Below are 13321 nucleotides of genomic sequence, written 5' to 3'. Positions count from 1 at the left end.
CGCGCGGCGGGGGCGGGGTCACGGCGGCCCCGGCGGCTCCCTCAGCACGCTCCATGCCACCGGACCGAGCAGGTCCGCCAGCCGCCGGAACACGTCGAGCAGCAGGTCGTCCAGGGTCAGCACGCCCACCAGCCGCCCGTCGTCCAGGACGGGCAGCCGCCGCACGCCGGTGCGGCGGAAGGTGCGGTAGGCCGCGTGGATCTCGTCGCCCGCGTCCAGGGTGACCACCCGCGGCGACATCACCGCGTCGATCCGGCTGTCCAGCGGCAGGCCCTCGCCCAGCCCGCGCAGCGCGAGGTCGCGGTCCGTGACGATGCCGAGCACGGCGCTGTCCTCCACGACGAGCAGGGAGCCGACGGCGGTCTCGGCCATCCGCCGGGTGGCCTCCGCCAGGGTGGCGTCCGGCGCGACGGTCACGGGCGGGGCGGTCATCAGCCGGCCGACGCTCACCGGCCCGTCGAAGGACGGCATCCCGGGGGGCGGGCCGGTCTGGGGGACAGGGGTCATCAGAGCCTCTTTCGGACACCGTCACACCGGCCGTCGGTGGACGGTGCCTTCAGACTGCGTCGGACGGGCCGCCGAGGGCAGGGGCCGCCCGGACCTCATCCGAGGAGACCGATTCCCCCGAAAAGGGACAATGTACCCATCTACCCGCCCGTTCGGCCGTGCGAGTGTGGAAGCCGGACGGGTCGCTGCGCCGCTGCGCAGCCCGAGGAATGGCGGTGAGGAACATGCCTCTGCCCCTGGTCGTGGGTGTCGACGGCTCCGACTACAGCCTTCAGGCGGTGGACTGGGCGGCCGACGAGGCGGTCCGGCTCGGTGTGCCGCTGCGGCTCGTGCACGCCTCGCTCTGGGAGCGCTACGAGGGCCGGCTCCCGTCGCTCGGCGGGGAACCGTCCGCCCCCCATGTGATGGCCGAGCACATCGTGGCCTCGGCGACCGAACGCGTCCACAGACGCGCCCCGGACCTGGAGGTGGCCTCCGCCGTCGTGGCCGAGGACCCGGTGTCCATGCTGCTCGCCGAGGGCGACAACGCCACCGCCGTGGTGACCGGCAGCCGGGGCCGTGGTGAGCTGAAGGGGCTGCTCCTCGGCTCGGTCGGACTGGCCATGGCCGGGCGGGCGTCCGGGCCGGTGATCGTGGTCCGCGGCGACGCGGCCGGCCTCGGCGGCACCCACGACCGGGTGCTGCTCGGCGTCGGCGACCCCGGCACCAGCGACACGGCGGCCCGCTTCGCCCTGCGCGAGGCGGCGGCCCGCCGGTGCGTCCTGGACGCGGTGCGCACCTGGCGCCGCACCGGCGACGGGACCCCGCCCGAGCAGCCCGACTACGAGGACGAGGCCGCCGACCTGATCGACAAGCTGTTGCAGGACCCGCTGACCGAGCACCCGGACGTACGGGTGTCCCGGACCGTCCTGGAAGGACCGCCCGGCAAGGTCCTGCTGCACCGCTCCGCCGCCGCCGACCTGCTGGTCCTCGGGGTACGCCGGGAGCGTGGGCATGCCGGGCTCCAGCTGGGCCGCGTCACGCACCGGTTGCTGCACCACTCCTGCTGTCCGGTGGCCGTCGTACCCCAGCTGCCGTGAGGAACAGCCGCGCCGGCGCGGGTCAGCGGGCGGAGTGCTCGTTCGCGCCCTGCGGCTCCAGATGGGAGGCGAGCACGGCGGCCTGGACCCGGCGCTGCACACCGAGCTTGGCCAGCAGCCGGGAGATGTGGTTCTTGACCGTCTTCTCCGACAGGTACAGCCGCCGGCCGATCTCACGGTTGGTCAGGCCGTCCCCGATCAGCGCCAGGATGTCCCGCTCGCGCGGCGACAGGCTCGCCAGCTCCGGCGGCAGCGACGGCGTCTCCTCGGGGTCGGCCCGCAGCGAGCGCATCAGCCGGGCCGTCGTCGCCGGGTCCAGCATCGACTGGCCGGAGGCGACCGTGCGCACCGCGGACACCAGGTCCGAGCCCTTGATCTGCTTGAGCACATAGCCGGACGCGCCGGCCATGATCGCGTCCAGCAGGGCGTCCTCGTCGTCGAACGAGGTCAGCATCAGGCACGCCAGTTCGGGCATCCGGTCGCGCAGCTCCCGGCAGACCGAGATGCCGTCCCCGTCGGGCAGCCGTACGTCCAGCACGGCGACGTGCGGGCGCAGGGCGGGGCCCCGGACCAGCGCGTGCGCGGCGGTGTCGGCGTCGCCGACGACGGAGATGTCCGGTTCGGCGTCGAGGAGGTCGGCCAGGCCGCGCCGGACGACCTCATGGTCGTCCAGGAGGAACACCCGGATCGGGTCCTGTGCCGTGAAGGTGCGTGTCTCGGTCATCTCGACCTCTCGTTCCCGGAAGCGGACATACTGCGGCCTGCCACCCGGCCGATCATCGCCGGACCGTGCCGTGTGTGCCAGGGCCGACCGGCCCCACTTCCCGAGGACCGGCCTCGCGACTCAAGGGTGTCACGCCCGGCCGGGTCGTCCCGCGGCCTTCCTCACGCGTGCGCGGTCCGCTCGCCGGGCGCCAGGTCGAAGCGCACGTCCACGACCCCCTCGACGGCGCGCACCAGCCGGGCCGCCACGGGGACCAGGGAGGTGTCCCGGATCCGGCCGAGCACGGTCACCACGCCGTCGTCCACCCGCAGCTCCACGGCCGAGTCCGGCGGCGGGAAGAGCCGCGCCACGATCTCCCGCCGTACCTCCTCCTCGATCTCCTGGTCCGCGCGCAGGAAGACCTTGAGCAGATCGGCGCGGCTGACGACGCCCTCCAGCATGCCGGTCGCGTCCACCACGGGCAGCCGCTTGACCCGGGCGCGGGCCATCGTGCGGGCGGCCTCGGCGAGGCTCGCGTCCGCGTGGACGGTGATGGCGGGGGAGGTCATCAGGTCCCCGGCGGTGATCGCCTCGCCCTTGGCCATGTCGGCGGGGGGCCGCAGCGCCCGGTACTCCTCGGCCGGGTCGTCCCGCAGCTCCTCCTTGGGCAGCATGTCGGCCTCGGAGACCACGCCGACCACCCGGCCCTCGCCCTCGATCACGGGCAGGGCGCTGACCTGCCAGTCCTGCATCATCTCCACCAGTTCCTTGAAGGGGGCGCGCCGACCGACGGCGGCGACGGTGGTCGTCATGACGTCGCTGACGATGTGCGGGGTGCCGTACATGGTGACTCCGTGGCTTCTCGACATGACGTCCCGAAGCGGCTTCGCGACGGGAGTTCCGCTGTCCCCAGCGTGCGCCGGTCGCCGCCGGTCGGCACAGGGGCCGCTCGGCCCCCGCGTCCGGGGTCGCTTCCCGGGCCCATCGGTCCAGGCCGGGGACCAGCGGCCCCTGATCGTCTCGCCCCGCGTGCAGGAGTCTGGAATCGTCGCTCCAGACCCCGAGGGGCGACCTTGTGAGAGGTGGAACCATGACCCGAACCGTCACCGCCGGCCTCGACGGCTCCCCCGAGAGCCGGGCCGCCGTCGAATGGGCGGCGCGCGAGGCGGCACTGCGCGACCTGCCGTTGCGGATCCTCCATGTGCGGGAGCCCGAGGCCGGTCTCGACGCCGACGCCGCCGCGGCCGAGGAGTGGGCCCGCACGGTGCGCGAGTCCGCGGCGGGCCTGCGGCTGCGCCACCCCGCCATCGAGGTCGTCACCGACCAGGTCACCGGCGACCCGGCCACCGCCCTCGCCGAGGCGGCCGACGGAGCGGAACTGCTGGCGCTCGGCTCCCGCGGCCTCGGCCGGCTCGGCGGGTTCCTGATCGGCTCGGCCGGGCTGTCCGTCATCGCGCACACGACGCGTCCGGTGGTGCTGGTCCGAGCGGGTGAACAGGCCGCCGACGAGCACCAGCCGGACCCGTCGGGCGTCCCGTCCGCCGCCACCCCCTTCAAGCCCGTCGTCCTCGGCCTCGACATCGACGACCCCGAGGGCCCCAGCGAGACGCTCCTGGAGTTCGCCTTCGCCGCCGCCGCGCGCCGCGGCGCCGCCCTGCGCGTGGTGCACGGGTGGACCCCGCCGCCGTACGCCGCGTACGGCATTCCGGCCGACCCGCCGGTCGTGCCCGTCTTCGGCCGCCGGGCGTCCGCCCTGCTCACCGAGGTGCTGCGGCCCTGGCGGCAGAAGTTCCCGGACGTCGAGGTGAGCGAGGCCAGCCGGGCCGGCAATGCGGCCCCGGTCCTGGTCGACGCCGCCCAGGACGCCTCCCTGGTGGTCGTCGGACGCCGCATCCGCACCAGCCCGTACGGCATCCACATCGGCCATGTCACCCACGCCGTCCTGCACCACGTCGGCGCGCCCGTGGCCGTCGTCGCGCACAGCTGAGGTGCGCGACGGCCGGAGAAGTGGCCGAATGGGGCGAGGCCGTGGCCGAAACCGCGCGGTACGGCTCGCGCGCGCCGATGAATCCGTCAACGATGGGGTGCGGGCCCGCCTCGTCGACCTCTACCAGGGAGAGTGAACACGATGGACCTGCCCGTCGTCGTCGGTGTCGACGGCTCAGAGGAGAGTCTGCGCGCCGTGGACTGGGCCGCCGACGAGGCCGCCCTGCGCGGGGCACCGCTCCGCATGGTCTACGCCTCGCTCTGGGAGCGCTACGAGGGTTCCCTCATCGCCCAGGAGGTCGGCAAACCGGCCGAGGAGGTGATGGCCGCGGACATCATGGGCGCCGCCGAACGCCGGGCCCACCTGCACCACCCGGAGCTGCGGGTCACCACCGCCGTGCTGGCCGACGAACCCTCGTTCGGGCTGGTGAACGAGAGCAGCACCGCCCGCGCCATGGTCCTCGGCTGCCGGGGCCGCAACGCCGTCACCGAGCTGCTGCTCGGCTCCGTGAGCCTGGCGGTCGCCGCGCACGCCCACTGCCCGGTGATCGTGCTGCGCGGGAACCCCCGGAAGACGGCCGCCACGGCGGCCCCCGGCCGCGTCGTGCTCGGCGTCGCCGAGAAGGCCGCGGGCTCGGCCGCCGTACGCTTCGCGGCCGAGGAAGCGGCGCTGCGCGGGCTGCCCCTGGAGGCCGTACGAGCCTGGCGGCGCCCGGCGCACAGCGACACCGGGCATCCGCTGCTCGCCGGCGGCCCCGCCCACGCGGAGGAGCAGGAGGCGGCCGAGGCGCTGGAGGACGCCCTGCGGGACGTGCCCGAGGGCCTCGAACAGCACCGGCGCACCGCCGAGGGACACGCCCGGGACGTCCTCGTCGCCGCCTCCCAGGACGCCGCGCTGCTCGTCGTGGGCGCCCGGCGCCGCGGCGGCCGCTTCGGACTCCAGCTCGGCCGGGTCGCGCACGGGGCGCTGCACCACGCGGCCTGCCCGGTGGCCGTCGTACCGGAAACCGACTGACGCCGCCCACGACCGACTTTCCGCGGACGACGGCACACGCCCGACTTCGCGCGAACCCGACGACGATCGGAGTCCCCATGACCGAGGCCGCCCACCAGGGAGCCGCTCTCACCGAGGAGGAGCTGCGCACCCTGGACGCGCACTGGCGCGCCGCCAACTACCTGGCCGCCGGCCAGATCTATCTCATGGCCAACCCGCTGCTGACCGAGCCGCTGCGTCCCGAGCACATCAAGCCGCGGCTGCTCGGCCACTGGGGCACCTCGCCCGGACTCAACCTCGTCTACACCCACCTCAACCGCGTGATCAAGGCCCGTGACCTGGACGCGCTGTGCGTCTGGGGGCCGGGGCACGGCGGCCCGGCGGTCCTCGCGGGCTCCTGGCTGGAGGGGAGCTACACCGAGACGTACCCGGACATCACCCGGGACGGGGCCGGCATGGGCCGGCTGTTCCGGCAGTTCTCCTTCCCCGGCGGCGTGCCCAGCCACGTCGCCCCCGAGACGCCCGGCTCCATCCACGAGGGCGGCGAACTCGGCTACTCGCTCGCGCACGCCTACGGCGCCGCCTTCGACAACCCCGGCCTCCTCGTGGCCTGCGTGATCGGCGACGGCGAGGCGGAGACCGGGCCGCTCGCCGCGTCCTGGCACTCCGACAAGTTCCTCGACCCGGTGCACGACGGTGCCGTGCTGCCCATCCTGCACCTGAACGGCTACAAGATCGCCAACCCGACCGTGCTGTCCCGGCTCCCCGAGGAGGAGCTGGACGAGCTGCTGCGGGGATACGGCCATGAACCCCTGCACGTCACCGGCGACGACCCCGCCGTGGTGCACCGCGCCCTCGCCGCCGCCCTCGACCAGGCCCTGGACCGGATCGCGCTGAAGCAGCGCGCCGCCCGCGAGGAGGGGGCCACCGAGCGGGTGCACTGGCCGATGATCGTGCTGCGCACCCCCAAGGGCTGGACCGGCCCCGCCGAGGTGGACGGCAAGCCGGTCGAGGGCACCTGGCGGGCCCACCAGGTCCCGTTGCCCGGCGTCCGCGAGAACCCCGCCCACCTGCGGCAGCTGGAGCAGTGGCTGCGCTCGTACCGGCCCGGGGAACTGTTCGGCCCGGACGGCCGCCCCACCGCCGACGTCCTCGCCTGCGTCCCCGAGGGGGACCGGCGCCTCGGGGCGAACCCGCACGCCAACGGCGGCGTCCTGCTGCGCGACCTGCCGCTGCGGTCGCTCGACACCTTCGCCGTGGCCGTCGACAAGCCGGGCACCGCCCTGCACGAACCCACCCGGGTCCTCGGCGACCTCCTCGAACAGGTCATGGAGGACACCCGCGAGCGCCGGGACTTCCGCCTCGTCGGCCCGGACGAGACCGCCTCCAACCGGCTCCAGGCCGTCTTCGACGCCAGCGGCAAGGCATGGCAGGCCCAGGTGCTCCCGGTGGACGAACACCTGGACCGGCACGGCCGGGTGCTGGAGGTCCTCTCCGAACACCTCTGCCAGGGTTGGCTGGAGGGCTATCTGCTCACCGGCCGGCACGGACTGTTCTCCTGCTACGAGGCGTTCGTGCACATCGTCGACTCCATGGTCAACCAGCACATCAAGTGGCTCAAGACCTCACGGCAGCTGACCTGGCGGGCGCCCATCGCCTCCCTCAACTACCTGCTCACCTCGCACGTCTGGCGGCAGGACCACAACGGCTTCTCCCACCAGGACCCCGGGTTCGTGGACCACGTCCTCAACAAGAGCCCCGAGGTCGTCCGCGTCTATCTGCCGCCGGACGCCAACACCCTGCTGTCCGTGGCCGACCACGTGCTGCGCAGCCGCGACTACGTCAACGTGGTGGTCGCCGGCAAACAGCCCTGCTTCGACTGGCTGACCATGGACCAGGCCCGCGCCCACTGCGCGCGCGGCGCCGGGATCTGGGAGTGGGCCGGCACGGAGAACGGAGGCGAACCCGACGTCGTCCTCGCCTGCGCCGGTGACGTCCCCACCCAAGAGGTGCTGGCCGCCGCCCAGTTGCTGCGCCGGCACCTGCCCGACCTCGCCGTGCGGGTCGTCAACGTGGTCGACATGACCCGGCTGCTGCCGCACGAGGAGCACCCGCACGGCATGCCCGACTTCGAGTACGACGGCCTGTTCACCACCGACAAACCCGTCCTCTTCGCCTACCACGGCTACCCCTGGCTGATCCACCGCCTCACCTACCGGCGCACCGGCCACCGGAACCTGCACGTGCGCGGCTACAAGGAATCGGGCACCACCACCACCCCCTTCGACATGGTCGTCCGCAACGACCTCGACCGCTACCGCCTCGTCATGGACGTCATCGACCGCGTCCCCGGCCTCGCGGTCCGCGCCGCCGCCGTCCGCCAGGCCATGGCCGACGTCCGCAGCCGCCACCACGACTGGATCCGCGAGCACGGCACGGACCTGCCGGAGGTCGCGGAGTGGACCTGGGGCGGGTGAAAACCGGGGCCGTCCGGCCCAAGCGCGGGCCCCCGCGCGCTGACCAAGCTGGGCATACCGGGGTATATCGATCATCCCGGTTCCGCGGCACACCGAGTGAAGAGGGTGAGGAGCGGCATGAAGGGTTATGTCTTTCAAGGGCCCGCAGAGGCGTCCTGGGAGGACGTCCCGGACCCGGTGATCAAGGAGCCGACCGACGCGATCGTGAAGGTGCAGGCGGTGACGATCTGCGGGACGGACCTGCACATCCTCAAGGGCGATGTGCCCGAGGTCCGGCCCGGGACGGTACTCGGGCACGAGGCCGTCGGGGAGATAGTGGAGACCGGCACCGACGTGCGCACCGTACGGCCCGGCGACCGGGTGCTGCTCTCCTGCGTCACCTCGTGCGGACGCTGCCGCTACTGCCGCGAGGGCGTCTACGGCCAGTGTCTCGGCGGCGGTGGCTGGATCCTCGGGCATCTGATCGACGGCACGCAGGCGGAGTACGTCCGCGTGCCGTACGCCGACCTGTCCGTGCACCCGCTGCCCGGCACCCTCGCGAGCGAGGACGCCGTGCTGCTCGCGGACATCTTCCCGACCGCCTACGAGGTGGGCGTCCTCAACGGGCGGGTCCGGCCCGGCGACACCGTCGTGATCGTCGGCGCCGGCCCGATCGGGCTCGCGGCGATCGCCACGGCACGGCTGTTCGCGCCGGAGCGGATCATCGCCGTGGACCTGGCACCGGCCCGCCTGGAGGCCGCCCGGCGGTTCGGCGCCGACGCGGTCGCGGACGTCCACGAGGCCCCGCGCCAGCTTGTCGCGGACCTGACCGACGGGCTCGGCGCGGACGTGGCCATCGAGGCCGTCGGTGTGCCGGACACCTTCGAACTGTGCACCCGCATGGTGCGCCCCGGCGGCCATGTGGCCAACGTCGGCGTGCACGGCAAGCCCGTCACGCTGCACCTCGAAGACCTGTGGATCAGGAACGTGACCATCACCACCGGTCTGGTGGACACCCACTCCACCCCGACCCTGCTGAAGATGGCCGCCTCCGGCCGGCTCCCGACCGGCCAACTGGTCACCCACACCTTCCCGTTGGACCAGATGGAGCGGGCGTACGACGTCTTCTCCCGCGCCGCCGAGACCGGCGCGCTGAAGGTCGTCCTCGGCGGGGAGCAGCACGAGCTGGCCGTCCCCACGGCCTGAGCCGGCACGGCGGCCGGTGCGCGTCGGCGTGCCGGCCGCTCAGCCGTCCGCGGCCGCCAGCCGCACCCCCGTGACCAGGTCCGGCCGGATGCGCACCGCCTGGTCCATGTCCTCCGGCGGGGCCCAGGGGTGCAACAGCTCCCGGATCCTTTCCAGTTCGGCGCGATCCGTGACGAGCCGCGCGTACCCCGTGACGACGACGCTCCAGCCGAGACGGGTGTCGGGATCGAAGGCGTCGGCCTCGTACGCGACGACGACCCCGCCGTCCTCCCCCCGCCTGGTGTGCGAGGTGAGCGCCGCGGCCTCATGGGTGCGGATCACGATGTCGCCGCCGTCCAGCACGTGGTTGACGGGACGGACGGTGGGCAGCGCCTGCCGGGTGAAGACGATCCGGCCCAGGGACACGCTGCCCAGCAGCCGCAGCGCCTCGGTGCGGTCGAGGTCGATGCGGCGGTGGGCCGCGTCGTGAGGACGGATCATGGCTGCTTCTTCACGGGTGCGCTGCCGACGGCGGGGGAGGTCCATGCGCGTGTACGGGGGCCGTGCACGGGGGGAGCGGCACCGCGGGGGATCGGTGCCGCTCCTGATGCCACCCTCGCCCCTCCCGTACCGCTCCCGCCAGTGCCGTTCGGACCTGGCCGGGGGGCCGTACGGCCCCTCACCTGGTGTCGGAGCCGGGGCTGGTGTCCCCGAGCGCCGCCCGGCCGGCCTCCAGACGGGCCACCGGGACACGGAAGGGGGAGCAGGAGACGTAGTCGAGGCCGGCCGTGTGGAAGAAGCGGACCGACTCCGGGTCGCCGCCGTGCTCGCCGCAGACGCCGATCACCAGGTCCGGGCGGGCGGCCCGGCCCTCCTCCACGGCGATCCGCACCAGCCGGCCCACGCCCTCGCGGTCCAGGGTCTCGAACGGGGAGGCGTCGAAGACGTCCAGGTCGAGGTAGGCCGGGAAGAACGCGGCCTCCACGTCGTCCCGGGAGAAGCCCCAGGTGGTCTGCGTGAGGTCGTTGGTGCCGAAGGAGAAGAACTCCGCCTCCTCGGCGATCCGGCCCGCCGTGAGCGCGGCCCGCGGCAGCTCGATCATCGTGCCGACCGGACAGCGCACCGGGACGCCGGTCTCCTCGCCCACCTCGGCGAGCACCCGGTCCACCTCGGCGCGGGCGAGCCGCAGTTCCTCCACCGCGCCGACGAGCGGCACCATGATCTCCGCCCGGGGCGTGCCCCCGGCGCGGAGCCTGGCGACGACCGCCTCGGCGAGCGCCCGCACCTGCATCGCCACCAGACCCGGCACCACCAGCCCGAGCCGCACCCCGCGCAGCCCGAGCATCGGGTTCTCCTCGTGCGTCCGGTTCACCGCGGCGAGCAACTCCACGTCGCGTGCCTCGGGTTTCCGGCCGGAAGCCTCGTCGGCGGCCATCCGTACGGCGAGTTCGGTGCGGTCGGGCAGGAACTCGTGCAGCGGCGGGTCCAACAGCCGTACGGTGACCGGCAGTCCGTCCATCGCCGCCAGGATCTCCGTGAAGTCCGCGCGCTGGAGCGGCAGCAGAGCCGCCAGCGCCCGCTCGCGCGCGGTGTCCGTGCGGGCCAGGATCATCTCCTCGACCAGCTTGCGCCGTTCGCCCAGGAACATGTGCTCGGTGCGGCACAGCCCGATGCCCTGCGCCCCGAACCGCCGGGCGCGGGCGGCGTCCTCGGGGGTGTCCGCATTGGCCCGCACCTCCAACCGCCGTACCGTGTCGGCGTGTTCGAGGGCTCGGGCGACCGCCGAGACCACGGCGCCCGCCTGCTCCCCGCACTCCAGATAGCGCATCGTGGCGGAGGGGACGAGGGGTACCGCCCCGGCGTGGACGGTCCCGCCGGAGCCGTCCACCGAGATGAGCTCGCCCTCCGTCACGACCGTGCCGTCCCGGGTGGTGAACCGGCGCGCGCCGGTGTCCACGGTGATGTCCTGCACGCCGCACACACAGACCTTGCCCATGCCGCGCGCGACCACCGCCGCATGGCTGGTCTTGCCGCCCCGGCCGGTCAGCACCGCCTGGGCGGCGACGATGCCGGGCAGGTCGTCCGGCGTGGTCTCCTCGCGCACGAGCACCACCGGCTCGCCTGCCGCGGCCCGCCGTAGCGCCGTCGCGGAGTCGAACACGGCGGCGCCCGCCGCGGCACCGGGGGAGGCCGGTATGCCGTGGGCGAGCGGGGCGCCCAGGGCGGCGGTGTCGAAGCGCGGGAACATCAACCGGGCGAGCCCGTCGCCGCTGACCCGGACCAGGCCCTCGTCCGCGCCGATCAGTCCTTCCTCGACGAGTTCGGCGGCGATGGCGAACGCGGCCTCGGCGGTGCGCTTGCCCACCCGGGTCTGCAGCATCCACAGGGTGCCGCGCTCGATGGTGAACTCGATGTCGCACAGATCGCGGTAGTGCCGCTCCAACGCCTTGGCGTGATCGCGCAGTCGGCGGTACGAGCGCGGGTCCAGCCGTGCCAGCTCCGCGAGCGGAACGGCGTCCCGTACGCCCGCCACGACGTCCTCGCCCTGCGCGTTCGCCAGGTAGTCGCCGTACAGGCCGGGCCGTCCGGTGGCCGGGTCCCGGGTGAAGGCGACACCGCTGCCGGAGTCCGGGCCGAGGTTGCCGAAGACCATGCGCTGCACGGTGACCGCGGTGCCGAGGTCGTCCGGGATGCGCTCGCGGCGCCGGTAGAGCCGGGCGCGCTCGGAGTTCCAGGACCCGAACACGGCCAGGATCGCCTGCTGCAACTGGAGGGCGGGGGACTGCGGGAACTCGTGGCCGGTCCGCTCCCGCACGATCCGCTTGTACGACTCCACGAGCCGGGCCAGGTCGCAGGCGTCCAGGTGGACGTCGTCGGGCGCCTCGCGGGCCTGCCTCAGGAGCGCCATCTCCTCCTCGAACAGCGCGGGGTCGACGCCCATCACCGTGCTGCCGTACATCTGGATCAGCCTGCGGTACGAGTCCCAGGCGAAGCGCTCACTGCCGGAGACCTTGGCGAGGCCGAGCACGGAGGCGTCGTTCAGGCCGACGTCGAGGACGGTCTCCATCATGCCGGGCATGGAGAACCGGGCCCCGGAGCGCACGGAGAGCAGCAACGGGTCGTCCGGCTGCCCGAGGCGCCGCCCGCTGTCCCTCTCCAGCGCCGCCAGGTACCGGGACACCTCCGTCGCCAGCCCCTCCGGCTCCGTGCCCTCGGCCAGAAAGACCCGGCACGCCTCGGTCGTCACCGTGAACCCCGGTGGCACCGGCAGCCCCAGCCGGCTCATCTCCGCCAGGTTCGCCCCCTTCCCCCCGAGCAGCCCCGCCAGGTCCCGGTTCCCCTCGGCGAACCCGTACACATAACGCCCCATGACCGCCCTCCTCGGCTTACCTACCGGCCGCGGTACCTCTCCAGCGTCCACCAGGAAGGGGCACGGGGCGAGGCGTCGCTGGTCCCGCGGTGGGGGCCGGACGGCCCGGGGCGGGCGGCGCACGGCGGAATCCTCCCGGGCGGAGCGCCCGGTCCGATTTCCGCCGGTGCCCGTCGCCGGTGCCCGCGAGGCTGGTCGTCATGAACCGACTCGAAGGAAACGCGGCGCTGGTCACGGGCGGAAGCCGGGGCATCGGCGCCGCCGTGGCGCTGCGACTGGCCGAGGAAGGCGCGGATGTGGCGCTGACCTATGAGAAGAACGAGGTACGGGCCACCGAGGTGGTGGAGCGGATCAAGGCCGTGGGGCGCCGGGCGCTCGCCGTCCGGGCCGACAGCGCGGACCCCGCGGCCCTCACCGCCGCGGTGGACGAGGCCGCCGCCGTGTTCGGCCGACTGGACATCCTGGTCAACAACGCAGGCGTCTTCCCCGTCGGCCCGATCGAGGACGTGGGGCCGGCGGAGCTGGACCGCACGCTGGCGGTGAACATCCGGGCGCCGTTCGAGGCGTCCCGGGCGGCCGTGCGGCACATGGGCCGGGGCGGCCGCATCGTCAGCATCGGAAGCAACATCGCGGACCGCGCGGTCTTCCCGGGGATGGCGCTGTACTCGATGAGCAAGACGGCGCTGGCCGGGATGACCAAGGGCCTGGCCCGGGAACTCGGCCCGCGGGGGATCACCGTGAACCTGGTGCATCCCGGCCCCACCGACACGGACGCCAACCCCGCCGACGGGCCGAACGCCGAGGCGATCGCCGGCCTCACGGCGCTGGGCCGCTACGCGCGGCCCTCCGAGATCGCGGCCACCGTCGCCCACCTGGCGAGCGCCGAGGGCGGTTACCTCACCGGGGCCACGATCCGCGTCGACGGCGGCTTCACCGCCTGACACCGGGCACCCGGATCGGCCGGACCCGGCGGACACCACCACGACGGTCACGTCCGGCCCGGCCCCGTCCGTCTTCGGCCAGCCGGTCACCGTCAGTGCG

11 protein-coding genes are annotated in these 13321 nt (G+C 73.9%); 6 read left to right on the top strand and 5 right to left on the bottom strand.

The window, feature by feature from the left end; genetic code table 11:
• Positions 1–18: 18 nt before the first annotated feature.
• Positions 19–507 carry a CBS domain-containing protein gene (locus tag ACWDD7_RS26810; RefSeq protein ID WP_450459270.1) on the bottom strand — a complete coding sequence of 163 codons (489 nt, stop codon included), beginning with the start codon at positions 505–507 and terminating at the stop codon, positions 19–21.
• A 224-nt stretch (positions 508–731) separates the two neighbouring features.
• On the opposite strand from ACWDD7_RS26810, the gene ACWDD7_RS26805 reads away from it, so the two are divergent.
• The gene (locus ACWDD7_RS26805) at positions 732–1586 is read left to right on the top strand and encodes a universal stress protein (RefSeq protein WP_450459365.1); all 855 of its coding nucleotides are present in this window, start codon (positions 732–734) and stop codon (positions 1584–1586) included.
• Between the two features lie 22 nt (positions 1587–1608).
• Here the strand turns inward: ACWDD7_RS26805 and ACWDD7_RS26800 are convergent, their stop codons facing one another.
• Together ACWDD7_RS26800 and ACWDD7_RS26795 are read right to left on the bottom strand one after the other, a co-directional pair.
• Positions 1609–2310 (bottom strand): response regulator transcription factor, encoded by a 702-nt coding sequence (locus tag ACWDD7_RS26800; RefSeq protein ID WP_351873510.1) that lies wholly within the window; start codon positions 2308–2310, stop codon positions 1609–1611.
• A 161-nt stretch (positions 2311–2471) separates the two neighbouring features.
• Complete coding sequence (locus ACWDD7_RS26795; protein ID WP_450459269.1) at positions 2472–3134, bottom strand: CBS domain-containing protein; 663 nt, start codon at positions 3132–3134, stop codon at positions 2472–2474.
• A 245-nt stretch (positions 3135–3379) separates the two neighbouring features.
• Here ACWDD7_RS26795 and ACWDD7_RS26790 point away from each other — a divergent pair, with 245 nt between their 5' ends.
• The 4 genes from ACWDD7_RS26790 (at position 3380) to ACWDD7_RS26775 (ending at position 8931) form a co-directional block, all read left to right on the top strand.
• Positions 3380–4276: a universal stress protein gene (locus tag ACWDD7_RS26790; protein WP_392214130.1), complete on the top strand. Its 897-nt coding sequence runs from the start codon at positions 3380–3382 to the stop codon at positions 4274–4276.
• Between the two features lie 141 nt (positions 4277–4417).
• A complete protein-coding gene (locus tag ACWDD7_RS26785; protein ID WP_450459268.1) occupies positions 4418–5290 on the top strand; it encodes a universal stress protein in 873 nt (290 codons plus the stop codon).
• Between the two features lie 77 nt (positions 5291–5367).
• Positions 5368–7746, top strand: coding sequence for a phosphoketolase family protein (locus tag ACWDD7_RS26780; protein ID WP_450459266.1), 2379 nt, complete (start codon positions 5368–5370; stop codon positions 7744–7746).
• A 117-nt stretch (positions 7747–7863) separates the two neighbouring features.
• Complete coding sequence (locus ACWDD7_RS26775; protein ID WP_351873495.1) at positions 7864–8931, top strand: zinc-dependent alcohol dehydrogenase family protein; 1068 nt, start codon at positions 7864–7866, stop codon at positions 8929–8931.
• Between the two features lie 39 nt (positions 8932–8970).
• On the opposite strand, the gene ACWDD7_RS26770 is transcribed toward ACWDD7_RS26775, so the two are convergent.
• Positions 8971–9411 (bottom strand): pyridoxamine 5'-phosphate oxidase family protein, encoded by a 441-nt coding sequence (locus ACWDD7_RS26770; protein ID WP_450459265.1) that lies wholly within the window; start codon positions 9409–9411, stop codon positions 8971–8973.
• A 178-nt stretch (positions 9412–9589) separates the two neighbouring features.
• Positions 9590–12280 carry a pyruvate, phosphate dikinase gene (gene ppdK / locus ACWDD7_RS26765; protein ID WP_450459264.1) on the bottom strand — a complete coding sequence of 897 codons (2691 nt, stop codon included), beginning with the start codon at positions 12278–12280 and terminating at the stop codon, positions 9590–9592.
• Positions 12281–12480: 200 nt separating this feature from the next.
• Here ppdK and ACWDD7_RS26760 point away from each other — a divergent pair, with 200 nt between their 5' ends.
• Positions 12481–13221: an SDR family NAD(P)-dependent oxidoreductase gene (locus ACWDD7_RS26760; protein WP_450459263.1), complete on the top strand. Its 741-nt coding sequence runs from the start codon at positions 12481–12483 to the stop codon at positions 13219–13221.
• Positions 13222–13321 lie beyond the last annotated feature (100 nt).

The organism is Streptomyces sp. NPDC001056 (assembly GCF_053598955.1).
This window is presented reverse-complemented; position numbering and strand designations above follow the sequence as displayed.